Genomic DNA, 16796 nt, shown 5'->3' on the forward strand with positions numbered 1-16796 from the left:
TCCTTGTCGGGCCGGGGTCATCAGAAGGCCACCCGGGCGCCGAAGCGGATGGAGCGCGGAGACTGGTAGGCGGTGGGCCGGCCGAAGTTCTTGTTGAGCGAGTCGGACGAGATGGGCGTGCCATCCGGCGCGACGAGCTTCGTGCCCAGGTCCGCCACGGTCCCGTTCTCGATGGGGAGCACCGCGGCGTAGGTGTAGTTCTGGTCATAGGCCACGGGGGCCTGGAAGTTGAACAGGTTGAACACGTCCACGCTGAACGAGGCGGTGAGCGACTGGCTCAGCCGGTAGTTGAGCGCCAGGCGGCTGTCGATGCGGTGGGACCAGGGCAGGCGGCCCGCGTCGCCTCGCGGCAGGATGAAGGCCTGGCCCGCGCCGTAGTCCTGGTGCGCGCCGAGGTAGCTGTAGGGCGTGCCGGACGTGCTCCGGTAGGACAGGCCCAGGTTGAGGCTGATGTCGCGCGACAGGGTGAACTCCCGGGCGCCGAACACCTTGAACTGGTGCGTGCGGTCCGCGGGCAGGGGGCCCGAGCGGTTGGGCAACAGGGACACCAGGTCGAAGTCGGAGTTGATGTTCGGATCCAGCTGGCCGGTGTCCGAGCGGAACAGGCCCTCGTAGTTGCCGCGCAGGAAGGACGCCGTGTAGTTGGCCTGGGCGAGCCACTGGTTGGCGAAGTTCTTCTGGAAGAAGATCGTGAAGGCGTCGTAGTTGCGCTGGGGCTTCACGAAGTCCGTGGCGAAGCCGCGGCCCGGGTTACCGATGAAGTAGGTGGAGCCGTCATCGCGGCTCATGTCCTCGATGGCCACGTTGAGGACGCGGTGGGTATAGGTCACGCCGCCGCGCGCGTTGGCGAACAGCTCGTACTCGCCGCCCACCACGAACTCGTCGGTGGACTGGGGCAGGATGGAGGGGTCCACGATGGTGGCGCCCGCGCCCACGGTGTCCCAGAGGCGGTTGGCATCGAGCCCCGGGCGGTCCGTCAGGCGCGCCTCGTCGCTGTTGCAGATGCCCTGCTGCTGCGCGGGGTCGCGCGGGTCACACACGTCGGCGCTCTTGTGCGAGCGCACGCCGGGCTCGCCGGGGAAGGAGCGGTCCACGAGATCCAGGGGCACGCTCTCGTAGTAGCGCGCGTAGTTGGCGAAGAGCTTGGCGCGGCCCGAGCGCGTCGGGTCGACGATGACACCCAGGCGCGGCGACCACTGGTTGGCCAGCACCATGGCGAGGTTGTCCCCGCCGTAGAGGTACTGCGCGTCGTAGCGCACGCCCACGTTGAGGGTGGCGATGTTGTTGAACAGCGTCCAGCTGTCCTGCACGAAGCCGCCCACCGCGTTGGACGTGGACACCGGGTGCTGCGTGTCCTGGATGACGACCTGGTCCGGGCCCACGAGGAAGCCGAACTGGCGGTAGTCATAGAAGAACCGGCCACTGTCGTCCTCGATGAGCATGCTGCGGCCCGTCACCGCGCGGATGTGGTCGTAGCGCATCTGCTCCAGGTCCACGCCCGCCTTGATGACGTGCTGCCCCCCGCCCTGCAGCAGCAGCGTGCCGACGAGCTTGCCCTGGTAGCGGTCCAACTTGCTCTCGTCCAGACGGCCCGGGCCGCCCGTGACGTAGCCGAGCACCGGACAGCGGTTGGCGTTCTCCGCCGTGGGGGCGAGACAGAGGGACGCGTTGGCGATGGACTCGAACTCGGTGATGGAGTGCTGTCCCCCCTCGGTGCGCTGCCACCGGACGTTCTGCACGCCCGCGAGCCCCTGGTTGGAGCCAGCGATGGTGCCGTCCGAGGCCCGGATGCCGAGATCCTGGTGGTGCCAGCCCAGGGTGGCGTTGAAGAGCAGGCGCTTGTCCAGGAAGGACGAAGACCACTTGAGGCTGGCGTCCAGCGAGCTGGCGAGCCGCTGGGTGGCCAGCGCGCCCTGCTCACCCTGGATGCGCTCCACCTCGGGCGCGCCCGTGCGCTCGCTGATGGAGAAGCGGCCGAGCCCACCCGACGTGGACGGCGTGCCCGTCACGGACACGGCGACGTTGTGGTCCTGGTTGAACAGGTAGGTGAGCTTGCCGATGAACTGGAAGTTGCGCTGATCGGCGAAGTAGGTGCGCCGGGTGCCCGGAATGGTCTCCGTCTGGGTGAAGCCCGTGGCGTCCTGCACGGTGTTGCCGCTCGCGTCCAGCACCAGGGCGTTGAGGTTGCGCTCGAGCTGGTAGCGGGTGAAGGACGGCGCCACGCCCGCGAAGAACCACAGCTTGTCCTTGAGGATGGGACCGCCCAGCTCGAAGCCGACGTCCCCCAGGTTCCACAGGGCGCTGCGGCCGGACACCGTGCCCGCCTCCTGGCGGATCTCCGTGCCCCGCGTGGCCAGCACGCCCGGGGTGATGTTGCCGAAGACCGAGCCGTGGAACTCGTTGGAGCCGGACTTCGTCACCGCGTTGACCACGCCGCCCGTGGACCGGCCGTACTCGGGCAGGTAGCCGCCGCTGATGACGTTCACCTCCCCGATGAACTCCACGCTCAAGGGCGTGCCGTTGATGCCGAAGCCCGGGTCGTTCACCGACACGCCATCGACGATGTACTGGTTCTCCGGGGAGGTGGAGCCGGCCACCGAGACGCCGTAGGTGTCGACGTTGGCGCCGGGCGCCAGCTCGGCCAGGGACTCGAAGGAGCGCGACGCGGCGCCCTTGCCGCTGGGCGAGACGACGGCGATGTTGCGCAGGAAGTCCGTGCTGACGTTGACGCCGGTGGAGGCCGAGCCGATGTCCACGGTGGGCGTCTGGGCCACCACGGCGATCTCCTCGCTCAGCGCGTCCGGGAGCAGCTCCACGTTGACGCGGACCGAGTAGTCCAGGCGCACGCTGATGCGCTCACGGGCCAGGGGCTTGTAGCCCTCGCTGTCGAAGCGCAGCGTGTACGTGCCCGGCGGCAATTGTGGAATGCGGTACTCGCCGGCCGCGTTGGTGACGACCGTCTGCTCGCCTTGCAGGGTGGGCGCGGTGGCCGTCACCACCACGTCCGCGACGGGCCGACGGTTGGCGGCATCGGTGACCGTGCCCAGCAGCACGGAGGTGCCCTGCGCCAGCGCGACAGGGCTCACCAGGCACAGGGCCAGCCCGAGCAGGCCAAGATGCCGCGGGATGCTTCTTCTTGTCATGGGGGTGTTTGGTGCCCGGGGAGGAAGGGAAATCCATGGGCACTCCTCGGGGTGGGTAGAAAGGCCCCATCCCCTGGGATGTCAAATTCCCATGCGCGAAATCCCCGGGCCCGCGCCCCCGTCAACGCACCTGGGAGCTGTCCTGATTGGAGGCCTCGGAGACGTCGCCCCCCTGATAGGCCCGCACCCGATAGGCATAGGTCCCCGGGGCCAGGTTCTTGTCCACGAAGCTCGTGACATTGACACCCACCCGGCCCACCTCCACGAACTGCTGCGGCCAGGTGCCCGGCGAGCGCTCGAGGATGAATCCGTCTTCCGTGCTGGAATTATCCGTCCAGCGCAGCGTGACGCTCGTTCCGGAACTCTGGGTATAGAAGTTACTGGGAGCTCCAAGTGAGGCATTGGGGGGATTGGGCGTCGTGCTGGCGGTGGCCGTGAGGGTCGTGGAGGCGGAGGAGGAGGCGCCGCTCGTGTCCGTCACCGTGAGCGTCACCGCGTAGCTGCCCGCCTGGGTATAGGTATGGCTCACCCGCGAGCCGGTGCCCTGGGTGCCATCCCCGAAGTTCCAGGCATGGGAGGCCACGGCGCCATCCGCATCGCTGGACGTCGTGCCATCGAGCACCACCGGCAGGGGGACGACCCCCGAGATGGGCGTGGCGATGATGCGGGCGATGGGCGGCTGGTTGCTGGCGGTGCCCCTGGGCAGCACGAACAGGGTGAGGCTCTGGGCGGGCACGGTGGTGTTCAGCCCGGTGGACGTCACGGAGACATCCGCCAGCCGGGTGATGGTGTTGGACGCGGTGAGCTGCCAGGGCTGGGCGGTGCCCGCGGGCTTGAACCCCGCGAGGCTCAGCGCGACGGAGGTACTCGTCCCGGCCTTGTTGATGACCATGACGGTGAGGGCCCCGTCGGTGGAGCGGGTCGCCGCGAACGCGGACAGGAGGTCCGGGTTGGGCACGCCACACGACACGCTCGTGTCTCCGAAGGCCGACTTCTGCCCGTCGTAGTTGCGGTAGAGCTTCATGGCCTTGAAGGTGGGCGTGGTCGCCGCGGGCGTCTGCCAGCGCACGCCGTAGTCCAGCCCCTCGCGGCCGAAGATGCCCAGGATGTCGGCCTGCGCGAGCGCCCCGTTGATGTGGCCCTCCGCGCCCCAGTTGTACTCGGTGATGCCAATCTTCGTGCCGGGGTAGTTCGCCTGCACCCAGCCCTTCAGGCGGGGGATGAGCGAGACCCGGGATTTGATCCACGACTCGTCCAGGTAGGTGGCGTCCCAGAGCGCGCGCGTGGAGCGGTTGCGCAGCGCCTGCATGGACGCGGAGGTGTCCTGGCTGAACTCCCCGCCCTGCGGGTAGTAGTGCACGGTGAAGACATCCAGCAGGCGGCGTCCGGTCTCCTGCTCGCGCTGCCGGAACTGGCCGAGCAGCCAGGGCAGGTAGTCCGCGCCGCCATGGCTGTCCCGGTCCGGCGTGTTGCCCGCGCCCCGGAGCCCGAGCACCTGTTGATCATACCCGCTGTAGAAGTAGCCATCCCAGCCCCACTCCTCGGGCCCGAAGGTGAGCGCGGCGGGGTCCAGGTTCTTGAGCATGGCGGCGGTGTCCAGGTGCTTGTCCCGCACCTCCTCCATGGTGGCGCCCACCGGGTGCACGTCCCGGTGGTTGAGGTGCCAGATGCTGGGCTCGTTATCCAGGGTGTAGAAGCGCACCCCGCCTTGCGCCGACGCGCCCCACCGGCCGAGCAGGTGCTGCACCCAGCCCTGCAGGAAGCCCACCCCCGCGGGGACGTTGGCGTCGTTGGGATCGTTCTTGACGAACTGGCCGTTGGACAGCACGCCATTGCCCGCGTCCGCGAACCACTGGTAGTCGCGGTCCAACTGCAGGCCGTACTTCAGGATGGAGTAGCTCGACAGGCGCGAGCGGTTGAGCCCGAGCTTCGCCACCCACCCCACCATGGGCAGGGTGATGAGGGGTTGGGCTCCCGCGCCGCGGGCGTTGGTGATGAAGTCGTCCACCTCCGCGCCGGCCTGGGTGCTGGTGTAGGGCAGGCTTTGGAAATACCAATCCCGTCCGCGGTTGGTGGCATTCAATTGCCAGTTGTATCGGGTGGTGGCATTGCCACCGCTGCGATTGAGCGGCGTGTTGAGCTCGCTGAGTTGCGCCGGGGTCGCATGCGCCACGCCATAGACATGCGGGCTGATGGCATGCGTGCCCGCGCTCGCATCGATCTGGATGGTCACGGGGGACGTCTGCGCCAGCGCTGGCAGCGAGACAATGGCCAGTCCTCCCGCGAGCAATTTCCAGACATGGGCGTACATGTGCGCTCCTGATAGGCCCCGCGAGGGGCGAGAGTGCAATGTACAGGGGGGAGGGGGCGGTGTCTTCCCGTTGATAGGATTTACGGACGGGCCCGCCTGCTGAGTTGGGCGTCAATCACTTGTCGCCCAGTGTCTGTGTAAATGTTTGATGCGGCCATCGCGGCTCCGGACCCCGCGGTGGGGGCCCGGAGCGCGCGAGGGGGGACTACTGAGACATCCCGGGGGTCGAGGTGATGATGACCCGGCAGGCGCAGGTGTTCATGTCGCAGCGCGAGCCCGTGCCGCAGACGTCACCGCAGTTGGGCTTGCAGACGCAGGTGTTCGTCTCCTCGTTGCAGCCCAGCTTGGCGCCCGCGCAGTGGTCCGGCTCGCTCGGGGTGTAGTTGGGATCCAGCTCGCACGGCACGCCGCCGTTGGGGTTCTTCACCGTGTCGATCCAGTAGCGGTAGGACACGGCGACCTCGGTGGGGCCCACCTGGGGACGGCAGGCGCCGAAGAAGGACAGCGAGCCGGCGCTGCCGTCGAAGTCGTAGCCGTTGCTGGTGCTGCGCGGCACGTCCGCGCGGGCCGTGCACACGCCCGGCTCACGCACCTGCGCCACGGCGACCTTGATGGACGCGCCGATGGGCGGCTTGAGCGTCTTATAGCCCGAGCGGCCGATGGTGTAGTCGATGATGGCGTCCATGGAGGCCTGGATGGAGTTGTCATCCAGGATGGAGCCGAGGATGCCGCCCGAGGCGTTGACCACCGACGCGTGGCGCTGCTGGGCCACGTTGTTCACCGGCAGGGGGTTGAACTCGCGGGTGGCCTCCGTGATGGTGCAGGTCTTGCCGGCGTCGCAGCCACAGGCCTTGCCCGAGGGGCACACGATGCCGTGGACGGCGACCTTGCGGCCCGTGGGGTTGGTGGGCGGCAGCTCCGAGCCATCGCCGAAGAAGCGCACGTAGGTGGGGACCGGCACGCACTGGCTGCCCGCCTTGTCCTTGCTGCCACCCGAGCCGCAGTTGGCGACGGTGGTCGCGTCGCCCGAGGTCTGGTCATCCGCGTCGCCCAGCAGCACGACGACCACGGCGGCGCCCTTGCGCAGCTCGTTGTCCTTCTCGGGCTGCTCGGGCTCGGTGCCAGGGGCCATGTCCGTGACGACCTTCTTGGCCGCGCCGAGCAGACCCTCGGAGCCATTGCCCGCCAGCGCCACCCAGCAGCCGCCCTTGTCACCCTGCGAGGTGTCGCCGGGGCAGGTCGCGGACTCGGGAGTGGTGGGCACGATCGAGCAGATCTTGTTGCTGCCGCACGTGCTGTTCTGCGTGAGCCACGCCTTCACCTTGTTCACGTTGCGGGTGAAGCGGCGGATGGCGCCCCGGTTGGGACCGCCGCCACTGGCGGAGATGTGGTAGCTGGACGTCACGAGCGACATGCGCCAGTCGAGCGACGAGGCGTTGAGCGCGTCCACCGCGGTGGAGGCCGTCTTGGCCAGCGCCTGCTGGGACGTGGCCATGGAGCCGCTGTCGTCCACGACGAAGATGAAGTCCACGCGGGCGCTGGGCAGTTGGAAGCGCTCGCACTGCACGGCCGTGGACTCGTTGAACTGCGCGAGCGCCGAGCCGTTGGCCAGGTCCTTGGCGGAGAACGCCGTGGGCGAGCCCGCGTTGGCGTTGGTCACCATGGTCAGCTTCGTCACGGCGATGAGCACCACGAGGCTCTTGTCCGAGCGGTGCACGTAGAGCGCCTGGACGCGGAAGTCGCCCACCACGTTCGCGGCCGCGCTGCTCAACCGCCCCGAGCTGCCGGGCAGCAGCGTGTCCACGAGCTGATCCGTGCGGCGCTTGAGGTCCGTGGTGCCGCCGCTCTGCTGGTAGATGGCCTGCAGGGCCTTGAAGCCATCCCACGTGGTGAAGAGCTGCGCGGTGCGGTTGCTCAGCGCGCCCCGCTTCTCGATCTCCGGCCGCAGCGTCTCCTCGTCGCCGAGGGGATCCGTGTCACCCGCCTTGGGCGTGGTGCGGTAGGCGAGGAAGGCGACCTGCTGGGTGCTGTCATAGCCCACCAGGCCCCGGGTCTCTCCGCCCACCGTGATGGGCGTCACCTCGGTGAAGGTGGGGGGCAGGGCGAGCTTGATGTCCGGGCCCTTGTGGTCCTGGAAGGTCACCGGGCGCAGGTTCTCGGCCTTGCAGGCCTCGGCCACGGGGCCCTTGGCGTCCGTGGGATCGTTGGGGTTGAGCTCGCCCTCGTCCACGCGGCCATTCTGGTTGGTGTCCTCGGCGCCATCGCTGATGCCGTCCCCGTCCGTGTCCTCATTGGTGGGATCCGTGGAGGAGCTGGGATCCATGTCCGGCCGGAACACGTCCTTGCAGTTGGCCTCGTCCAGGTTGACGGTGACGCTCAGCTCCACGCCATCGGAGATGCCGTCGCCGTCCGTGTCGAAGTGGCGGGGATCCGTCTCGTCCTTGTCCACGCGGCCATTGCCGTTGAGGTCCTCGCCCTTCACGCTGCCCTGGCTGGGGCCGTCGAGCAGGCCGTCACAGTCGCTGTCGCGCAGCAGCGGGTGGGTCTCGCCCTCGTCCACGCGGCCGTTGTGGTTGGCGTCCTCGACGCCGTCGGGCAGGCCGTCACCGTCCGTGTCCGCCATGACGGGGCTGGTGTTCGTCTGGAGGTCCGCGTCCTGGGGCAGCACGCAGGACGTGCCCGCCACGGGCTTGTCGATGCCCAGCTCGAGCCCGTCCGGCAGGCCGTCATGGTCCGAGTCCGCCACGCCGGGATCCGTGCGCAGGCCGTTCTCGTAGACGGTCTCGAACTCGTACTTGTCGCTCAAACCGTCGCAGTCGGTGTCCTTGCGGGCGTTGTTCGGGTCGTTGGGATCCGTGGGCAGGCCCGAGGGATCCGGGTAGACGCCGCCGCCGGGGCCGCCGCCCGGGCCACCCGGGCCGCCGGGACCCCCGGGGTTGGTGTTGTCGCCAGGCCTGGTTCCGGGCGCCGTGCCCGAGCTGTCCGGGCAGGCGGTGGTGACCACCATACATACCGCCAACAGGGCGGCGCTGATCAGTTGTCTCGGACTCATGGGGTTGCGTTCTCCAGGGTCTGTTGGGCGTACCGGTACGAACCGCCCCCCCGTCGGTGAGGCAATCATACGCGCCGGAAGCAGGCAGCCGGGCGTGTTTCGTTCGGGATGGGATTTTATCGCCCCCATGCTCCCCGACGCGTCCATTCGGATGGGCAAGCATTCAGCCGGGCCATGGAGCGAGTCCTCGGCGAGCGGACCGTTCGCTCGGAAGCGAGCAGTCTGGTTGGAATTGTCCGGTTCCCACAGGAAAGGACATCCACTGGTGGATGCTCGCGGAGCGCCGCGCGGGGGTCGCATTGCCGCGAGGTGCTGAGTTGGCCGACAAAAGCGCACCATGGAGTCTGAGGGGGGAGGAGCACGATGCGCCGGAGTCCTGGGGTCGTCTGTCTGTCACTCGGTGTGTTGATCGGGTCGGCATGTGCGCGAGAAACACCGCCGGAGGCCGAGGCGGTCGCCCCCGTCCCCGAGGCGCCACGGCCCGAGGCGCCGCCGCCCGCGCCAGAGGTCCAGGGCGCGCTGGCGTGGACGCACGAGACCCCGGACGGATACGACTCGGATGTGTACCGGTGGTTGGACTCGGCCGGTCGGCCGCGCGTGGCGGTGTTGACCCGCAACGACATGCGGGATCCGGGGGGCAGCCATGGCGGCATGTTGCGGCGCTACCGCTTTCCCGTGGGCGCGGGGGAGCGGGTGGCCACGGGCACCGGGGCCCATGGGTTGTGGAACGGGTGGGGGTACGTGGTGAGCCACGCCGACGATGGCGCGGCGGTGAGCCACTCCGCGGGGCTGCCCGGCGCCTGGCGGCACGTCTTCCTGGGGGCGAACCACGCGGTGCACGAGTTCTCCTGGACGTTGCCGCTCGCGGGGGTGCCCGTGCGGGTCACCGCCCATTGGTTCTTCGCCACGGGCCGGGACCACCCCGTGTTCGCCGTCACCTTCGACTCCAGCGCCGCGGGCTCCAGCGGGCTGCGGATCAACGCGGATTCCCGTACGCCCTATGGGGACATCGCCTGGGATGGGGACGGCACCCAGGCCTGGGTGGATGGCGTGCGCTGGGGGGACCGGTACCGGTTCGCCTCGCGGACCGAGCCGCTGACCGCCGCGAGTGATTGGGATTACAGCCAGCCCAACACGGTGCCCTTCGTCTCGGTCTACTCCCGCGCCGCCGACGCGGAGATGGGCATGGTGCAAACCCTCGACTGGGTTCAACACAACACGGGGGGCTCCTGGTTCCATGACAACTGGGGGCGGACCGCCGCGACCCGGGCGCATGGAGATCTCTTTCGGGACTGGCGGATGCCGCCGGACTGGAACTGGCCCTATCAAGTCTGTCAATACGAGATGGATTCACTCCATCCCACCCGGAGCAAGCGTCTGGCCTGGGGCTTGATGTATGGCGCCGTGGGAAAGACAGCCTATTCAGGCTATGGCCTGGATCGGGTGCTGACGGGCCATCCCTATCAAAGCTATTCGTTGTTCGTGGTCCTGGGCGCCTGGAGTCTCGAGCCCGTGCGGGCGCAGGGGGTGGAGGTGGAGCATGCGCTCCAGGCCCGCCTGCGGGTGGTGCGGGGGGCGGAGGTGAGCGAGGGGCCCGGGGGCGTGGCCCGCGCGGACTCCGTGCGCTACGCGGTGTCCGGGTACAACAGCGTCTATGGCGTCCATGAGCTGCGGGCGGACGCGGCGGGTGGCTTCGCCGTGGAGCTGGATGCGGCCGGGGGCGCGCTGCTCCACCCCGTGTTCCTCATCCAGGGCGCGCGGGGACCGCCGCGCGGGGTGACGCTGGATGGCGAGCCGCTCCAGGCGGGGGTGGACTACTTCGCGTCCTTCGATGCGTCCACGGGCGCGCTCTGGCTCACCGTGTCGCGCCGGTGGCAGGGGCGCCACCTCCTGGCGGACGCCTCGGGAGAGTAGGGTTGTGTTTTCGCGCGGGATGTGCGCTTGTCGCGCGCGAGATCATCGTTCGAGGAGTGACGGATGAAGGGCGTCTGGACGGGGATGTTGATCGCGGCCGTGGGCCTGGGGTGTTCGGAGCAGCCGGCGAAGAAGGCCCCGGCCCCGGACAAGTCCACCCTGGCCCTGGCGTCCCAGGACGCCACCTGTCCCGAGGGCACGGTGAAGGGGTGCTTCGACGCGGCCTTCGAGGCCGAGCGTCGGGGCGAGGAGCCCCGCGCGGTGGAGTTGTTCTCCCGGACGTGTGACGCGGGCGTGGCCCGGGCATGCAATCAGTTGGGCGTGCTCGTGTGGCAGGGGCGGGGCGTGGCCGCGGATCCCGCGCGCGCGTACACGCTCTACATGCGCGCGTGCGAGGGCGGCGACGCGGCGGGCTGCTTCAGCGCGGGCATCTGCCACCGCACCGGCTCCTGTGCCACCAAGAGCGAGGGCGAGGCCACGAAGCTGCTCAAGCGCGCGTGCGAGGGCGGCGACAAGCGGGCCTGCGCCAACCTGGGCGGCCTCTGAGCCTCAGGGGCCGGGGACCGCCTGCCGGGACTTGATCAACGCATCGCGCTCCAGGCGGTTGCGCACCTCGTCCTCGGACAGCGTGCGCAGCGCCTTGAGCCCCTGCTCCAACTCGTCGCCCGCGCCCTCGTCCACGTCCGACAGCAGCAGGCGGGCCTTGTCCAGGAAGGAGTGGTGCTGCTCCTCGGCCCAGGTCAGCGTGACGTTCTCCGGGTCGGCGTCGTAGGTGAAGGTGTAGAGGCTCGTGGCCCGGTAGGGCACCTCGCGCTCGAGGCGGATGTGGATGCGCTCGTAGGGAACGGCTTCCAAGAGGGTCATCCGGCCCTTGCCCGCCTGGGCCTTGCCCTCCCAGAGATAGAGGGCCTCCGGACCGGCATAGGGGCCGTCGAACTTGCGCCGCACGTCCGGGTCCAGGACTTCCCAGGGGGCCCAGTACTTCCACCGGTGGAAGTCGTTGACCAGGCCGAAGGGGATGGCGGCGGGCGCGGCGATGGTGACGGAGCGCTCCACCCGGGTGGTGGTGGGCCGGGACGCCACCAGGGCGCCTCCGCCCATCCCGAGCACGAGCAACACGAGCAGGGCCTTCTTGAGCATGCCGCTGGAACCGTATGCCTCTCGCGGAGGCTCGGCAAATCCAGCGACGCTCAGCACTCGATGATGTTCACGGCGAGGCCGCCTCGCGCGGTCTCCTTGTACTTCGTCATCATGTCGGCGCCCGTCTGACGCATGGTGGCGATGACCTTGTCGAGCGACACCTTGTGCTTGCCATCCCCCTGGAGCGCGAGCCGCGCGGCGTTGATGGCCTTGATGGAGCCCATGGCGTTGCGCTCGATGCAGGGCACCTGCACGAGCCCGCCGATGGGATCGCAGGTGAGGCCCAGGTTGTGCTCCATGCCAATCTCCGCCGCGTTCTCCACCTGCTCCGGCGTGCCGCCCATGACCTCCGCGAGGCCCGCGGCCGCCATGGAGCAGGCCACGCCCACCTCGCCCTGGCAGCCCACCTCGGCGCCGGAGATGGAGGCGTTGAGTTTGTAGAGCATGCCGATGGCGCCCGCCGCGAGCAGGAAGCGCACGGCGCCCTCGTCGTCCGCGTTGGGCACGAAGCGCCGGTAGTAGTGGAGCACCGCCGGCACGATGCCCGCCGCGCCGTTGGTGGGTGCCGTCACCACGCGACCGCCCGCCGCGTTCTCCTCGTTCACCGCGAGGGCGTAGAGGTTCACCCAGTCCATGGCCATCAGCGGATCCGCTCCGCCGCGCATGTCACCCTTGAGCTTGCGGTGGATGGCCGCGGCGCGCCGCCGCACCTTGAGACCGCCCGGGAGAATCCCCTCGCGCTCGCACCCGCGCTTCACGCACGCCTGCATGACCTCCCAGATGCGCACGAGGCGCGCGCGCACCTCCGCCTCCGGCCGCAGCGCCTTCTCGTTCTCCATCATCAGCGTGCTGATGCTCAGGCCGTGGCGCTGGCAGAGCGACAGCAGCTCCTCGCCCGTCTTGAAGGGGTAGGGCAGCCGCGTCTCGGCGCTCTGGGCCGCCGGGCTCACGCTCCCGTCATCGTTCACCACGAAGCCCCCGCCCACCGAGTAGTACGTGCGCGAGAAGGGGGCCGCGGGCGCGGCGCGCTGGACCGTGAAGCGCATGCCGTTGGGATGGCGGGGCAGGGACTGGCGCTTGTGGAAGACGATGTCCTCGGAGGGCTTGAACTTCACCCCCTGCTCGCCGAGCAGCGTGAGCCGCGCGCACTCCGCCACCGTCGAGATGCGGCCGGGCACCGCGTCGCAATCCACGCTCTCGGGGCGCTCGCCCTCGAGTCCGAGGATGACGGCCACGTCACTGCCGTGCCCCTTGCCCGTGTGACCGAGCGAGCCGAAGAGCTCCGCCTTCACGGACACCACCGCGGCCAGCCCTCCCGGCTCTTGCGCGAGGGCCTCCACGAACTGCCGTGCGGCGCGCATGGGTCCCACGGTGTGGGAACTCGAGGGACCGATGCCAATGCTGAACATGTCGAGGACGCTGAGGGACAAGGACCGCCTCCCGCCCGAAGGCTGGCGAACCTATACCCCAAGCCCACGCGCCGCGCAGGCGCGCGTGCCCGGTCCCCCACCGCTGGCGGCCAGTCCTCGACTGACCGCTCGCGTCAACGCACCCCCGGCGAAAAGAGGCCCCAAACCTGGAGCCCCAAGGAACGGTGGGACGAGGGCCTCAGTGTCCCGACGCGGCCGAGGCGATGGCCTCCTCGGGCAGCAAGGGCCCGTGGATGGGCAGCTGCCAGCGCTTCTTGGCCCGGGCGCGCGCGCTGTCGGGGTTGAGTGAGCGGCTCCAGCGGGCCAGCGCCCACGTGGCCAGCGAGACCATGCCCAGGGCGATGGCGCCCGACACGGCGTTCTGGACCATCCGAGGCCGCAGGCCCCGAACGCCCCAGAGGCCCACCGGCGCGGCGTAGAGAGGAAGGGAGAGCAGACCCGCGGTCTTCAGCCAGCGGCGGTGGCCCGCCCGGTTCATCGTCTGGGAGAGGTTCATGGCCCACAAGGTGGGATGGCGGCCCGGAGGAGGGAAGGGCCTTCCCGTCTGGCATCGAGGAGCGGGGGCTCGGTGGCCTGCCTGCTACTCCAGGCCCGAGGGCGCCGAGCGCCTCCAGGACTCGCGGCGGCGCTCCTGGACGTGCTTGCGCGCGAGCGCCTCGTCGATGCGTTGGGGAAGCTCCTCGAGGCGGCTGTGGTGCATGCGAATGCTCAGCTCGTACAGCCCCCGTTCGGTCTCGGGGAGCCGGGGGCCGTACTCCTCGAGGACCAGGGCGGCGAAGGCCATGAAGTCCTCGGACACCTGGCGGCGGTGCGCGTAGTACGCGTGGATCTCCGCCTCGGAGGCCGTGTTGGACAGCACCTTGCCGTAGAGCGTGTTCCAGGAGCGCTCCTCCTCCTCGCGCTGGCGCAGCTCCTCGGGGTCCGTCGTGGGCGCGCCCATGCGCCAGTAGAGGTTGTCGGGCAGCCGCTCACGCAGGTGGGAGAGGTCCACGGGGTGGGGGCGGGGCGTGGACGCGGCGTCGGACGGGGGCGTCACGTCCGAGGTCCCCGCTCCGCCGCCGCCGCCCGTGGCGGTCTCGTCCGCGGGGCCCGCGGCGGGAATCAAGGTCGAGAGCCGGGGCGCGGGCGTCTCCATGCCTTGCAGCGAACGCTCCTGCCGCAAGCGCAGGATCCACGGTGCGGCAATCAACGCGAGGATGGTCAGCACGGCGAGCCAGAGCAGTGACTTTGAACGGAGATCCTCGCCCATGCCCATGAAATAGGCCGCGCGGCACGTGCTTCGCAACCAGCGCCCGGGGGATGCCGCGCACCGTCTGTGGGGTGCAAGCACTTCGGAAGCAGACGGGTGTTGGCTGTCTTTCGCGGGAACGAAAGCCGAGGACGCAAGAGTGAGAAAGTCGCTGCTGGTGGTGGGTCTTCTGTTCGCGATGGTCATGCCGGGGCGGGCGCGCGCCCAGGTCCTGGTGTCCACGCTCGTCGACGTGCTCGTGGACGGGGGCAACAATTACAGCTGGGAACGGCTGGAATTACCGGGAACCCGGTGCGGTGATGGCTCGCAATACAAGTTCTTCGTCCACCGCAGCACGACGGGCTCGCGCGACCTGCTCTTCTTCCTCGAGGGAGGAGGGGCGTGCTGGGATTACGACACCTGCTCGGGCCGCGTGGGGATGCTCGGCGCGGCCAATCCCAATGGCCTCGCGGACGACTACATGGAGCGCTTCACCGCGAAGTACGTCTCGCCCCTGGTCAATGGCGCGGATCCCGGACTGCCCTTCAAGGAGCGCACCGAATTGGTGACCCGGGACTGGAACATCGTCTACCTGCCCTACTGTACGGGGGACGTTCATACGGGCAACAGCGTGGCGCTCTACGCGGACCCCACGGGTCAGGAGCCGCCCCTGCGCTGGCATCACGCGGGCCATGCGAACGTGCTCGCCGCGGCCCAGTACGCCCAGACGCGCTTCCCGCGGGTGCAGAAGCTGCTCGTCACCGGCTTCAGCGCGGGCGGCACGGGCAGCTCCGCCGCGTACTACTTCGTGCGCCGCGCCATCAACCCCGCCCGGGGCTACCTCCTCAACGACTCGGGGCCCATCCACCTGTCACGCCAGCTCCAGGACCGCTCGCGCGGCCTGCATGAGCGGATCCGCCAGGCGTGGGCGCTCGACTCGGTGTTCGCGCGGCTGCCGGCCTCGTTCCAGCGCGAGGACCTGGGGAGCATCAACCGGATGCTCGCCACGGAGTTCCCCCAGGATCAGCTCGCCTACACGGGCTACACCCGGGACGTGCGCTACTCGCGCTTCTCCTACGAGCGCTTCCTGTCCCCGCATGACGAGGCGTCGCTCCTGCGCTACTGGAAGGAGGACCAGGACAAGCTGGTGGCCGAGCTGAAGCTCTACACCAACTACAGCTACTTCATCCCCCACCAGCGCGACATCAACGCCAGCCATTGCAGCACCCTCATCACCTTCGTGGGGGCGCAGGCCTGTGCGCGCATGGAGAAGAAGCGCTCGCTCTGGGAGTACGCCGCCGAGCCCTGGCAGAGCTACAAGTGCTATGGCGAGTCGTGGTCCATGGCGGACTTCCTCGAGCGCTTCGTGAAGGACGGCGAGCGCGTGCGCGTGGTGGAGCCCGCCAATGGCTTCAACGCCGAGGATCCCGGCATGCGGCTGCTCGCGCCGCTCATCAATCAAGCGCTGAGCGGGTGAGGCGCCCGAGCCCCTCCGTCAGGGGCTCAGCGGCCGTAGCCGCCACTGCGCACGTCGACGAGCACGCCGTTCTCGAACACGGCGATCTGCATGAGGCGCGAGGGGCCGAAGTTGTACGTCCACTCCTCGATCGTCTTGTGCACGACGTGCCGCTGCGAGGTGGTGGTGCCCGAGTCGCTGTCCTGGGTGCGCGTGCTCGCGCCCACGGACTCGGTGCGGGTGTCCTTGGCGAGGGGCTCGCCGCACCGCATGAGGACGTCGCTCTTGGAGGCGCCGTCCGAGGCGAGCTGGTTGCCGCAGCGCAGGGTGGCCGCGTCCCCGCGAGCGGGCAGCAGCAGGGTGGAGAGCAGCAGGGTGGAGAGCAGCAGGGCACGCATGGAAGGCCGTCCTTGGGCGGAGGGGGGTCGCGGATGCGCCGGACGCCCGCGCGTGGGAGGATATTCAACGCGAGGAGGCGGTCCATGGGCTTGAGGTTGATGGTGTACGACCGGACCTGCGCGGGGCGCTGGGGCCTGCCCGGGCTCACCGCCTCCTGGCGGGTCGGCGGGGTGCTGTACCGGGGACTGGGCCGGCTCGATGACCGGCACGGCGTGACGGGCTGGCCCGAGGCCCTGGACTGGCTGCTCGCGCGCTCCGAGGCGGAGCCGATCGACGAGGTGCAGTACTGGGGACATGGGCATTGGGGCCGCGTACTCGTCGATCGCACGTCCCTGGACGCGACGGCCCTGCGCCCGGGACATCCGTGGCACGCGCGCCTGGCGGCGCTGCGCGAGCGCATGACGCCCGGGGGCGAGGCGCTCTGGTGGTTTCGCACGTGCGAGACGTTCGGCACGGCCCGGGGCCATGACTTCGCCCGGGCCTGGACGCGGTTCTTCGGCTGCCGCGCGGCGGGACACACCTACATCATCGGGCCCTGGCAGAGCGGGCTGCACTCGCTGCGCGCGGGCGAGGAGCCCTCCTGGTCGGTGGAGGAGGGCGTCGTGCCGGGGTCGGATCCCGCGCGGCCCCGGGCCCTGTGGTCGGGCCCTCGCGAGCCGCGCACCATCACCTGTCTGGGGGGGCGGATTCCCGCGGGCTACTGAGCCCCGCGGGCCGCGGCGC

Annotated in this window: 12 protein-coding genes; 4 read left to right on the forward strand and 8 right to left on the reverse strand. The window is 69.6% G+C overall.

The window, feature by feature from the left end:
• Positions 1-20 precede the first annotated feature (20 nt).
• The 3 genes from I3V78_RS16010 to cglD all read right to left on the reverse strand — a co-directional run bounded on the left by I3V78_RS16010 (position 21) and on the right by cglD (position 8506).
• Positions 21-3143: a TonB-dependent receptor gene (locus I3V78_RS16010; RefSeq protein WP_204488871.1), complete on the reverse strand. Its 3123-nt coding sequence runs from the start codon at positions 3141-3143 to the stop codon at positions 21-23.
• A gap of 121 nt (positions 3144-3264) precedes the next feature.
• On the reverse strand, positions 3265-5454 hold the full coding sequence (locus I3V78_RS16015) for a glycoside hydrolase family 44 protein (RefSeq protein WP_239576451.1): 2190 nt from the start codon (positions 5452-5454) through the stop codon (positions 3265-3267).
• Positions 5455-5659: 205 nt separating this feature from the next.
• On the reverse strand, positions 5660-8506 hold the full coding sequence (cglD, locus tag I3V78_RS16020) for an adventurous gliding motility lipoprotein CglD (RefSeq protein WP_204488874.1): 2847 nt from the start codon (positions 8504-8506) through the stop codon (positions 5660-5662).
• A gap of 363 nt (positions 8507-8869) precedes the next feature.
• On the opposite strand from cglD, the gene I3V78_RS16025 reads away from it, so the two are divergent.
• Together I3V78_RS16025 and I3V78_RS16030 are read left to right on the forward strand one after the other, a co-directional pair.
• The gene (locus I3V78_RS16025) at positions 8870-10420 is read left to right on the forward strand and encodes a hypothetical protein (RefSeq protein ID WP_204488876.1); all 1551 of its coding nucleotides are present in this window, start codon (positions 8870-8872) and stop codon (positions 10418-10420) included.
• Positions 10421-10483: 63 nt separating this feature from the next.
• Positions 10484-10966, forward strand: a complete 483-nt coding sequence (locus I3V78_RS16030; protein WP_204488878.1) for a tetratricopeptide repeat protein — start codon at positions 10484-10486, stop codon at positions 10964-10966.
• A gap of 3 nt (positions 10967-10969) precedes the next feature.
• On the opposite strand, the gene I3V78_RS16035 is transcribed toward I3V78_RS16030, so the two are convergent.
• The 4 genes from I3V78_RS16035 to I3V78_RS16050 all read right to left on the reverse strand — a co-directional run bounded on the left by I3V78_RS16035 (position 10970) and on the right by I3V78_RS16050 (position 14275).
• Positions 10970-11560 (reverse strand): SRPBCC family protein, encoded by a 591-nt coding sequence (locus tag I3V78_RS16035; RefSeq protein WP_204488880.1) that lies wholly within the window; start codon positions 11558-11560, stop codon positions 10970-10972.
• Between the two features lie 50 nt (positions 11561-11610).
• Positions 11611-12990: an L-serine ammonia-lyase gene (locus tag I3V78_RS16040; RefSeq protein WP_275583488.1), complete on the reverse strand. Its 1380-nt coding sequence runs from the start codon at positions 12988-12990 to the stop codon at positions 11611-11613.
• 178 nt (positions 12991-13168) lie between these two features.
• Positions 13169-13486 carry a hypothetical protein gene (locus tag I3V78_RS16045; protein ID WP_204488882.1) on the reverse strand — a complete coding sequence of 106 codons (318 nt, stop codon included), beginning with the start codon at positions 13484-13486 and terminating at the stop codon, positions 13169-13171.
• An 84-nt stretch (positions 13487-13570) separates the two neighbouring features.
• Entirely contained in the window at positions 13571-14275 is a 705-nt protein-coding gene (locus I3V78_RS16050; protein WP_204488884.1) for a hypothetical protein, read from the reverse strand.
• Positions 14276-14378: 103 nt separating this feature from the next.
• Between I3V78_RS16050 and I3V78_RS16055 the strand changes: the two genes are divergently transcribed.
• A complete protein-coding gene (locus I3V78_RS16055; RefSeq protein WP_338023610.1) occupies positions 14379-15695 on the forward strand; it encodes a pectin acetylesterase-family hydrolase in 1317 nt (438 codons plus the stop codon).
• A 26-nt stretch (positions 15696-15721) separates the two neighbouring features.
• Here I3V78_RS16055 and I3V78_RS16060 read toward each other — a convergent pair whose 3' ends face one another.
• Positions 15722-16072 carry a DUF2845 domain-containing protein gene (locus I3V78_RS16060; protein WP_204488886.1) on the reverse strand — a complete coding sequence of 117 codons (351 nt, stop codon included), beginning with the start codon at positions 16070-16072 and terminating at the stop codon, positions 15722-15724.
• Positions 16073-16156: 84 nt separating this feature from the next.
• Here I3V78_RS16060 and I3V78_RS16065 point away from each other — a divergent pair, with 84 nt between their 5' ends.
• Entirely contained in the window at positions 16157-16777 is a 621-nt protein-coding gene (locus I3V78_RS16065; RefSeq protein ID WP_239576452.1) for a hypothetical protein, read from the forward strand.
• Positions 16778-16796 lie beyond the last annotated feature (19 nt).

The sequence above is a fragment of the Archangium primigenium genome (genome assembly GCF_016904885.1).
Lineage (GTDB): Bacteria > Myxococcota > Myxococcia > Myxococcales > Myxococcaceae > Cystobacter > Cystobacter primigenius.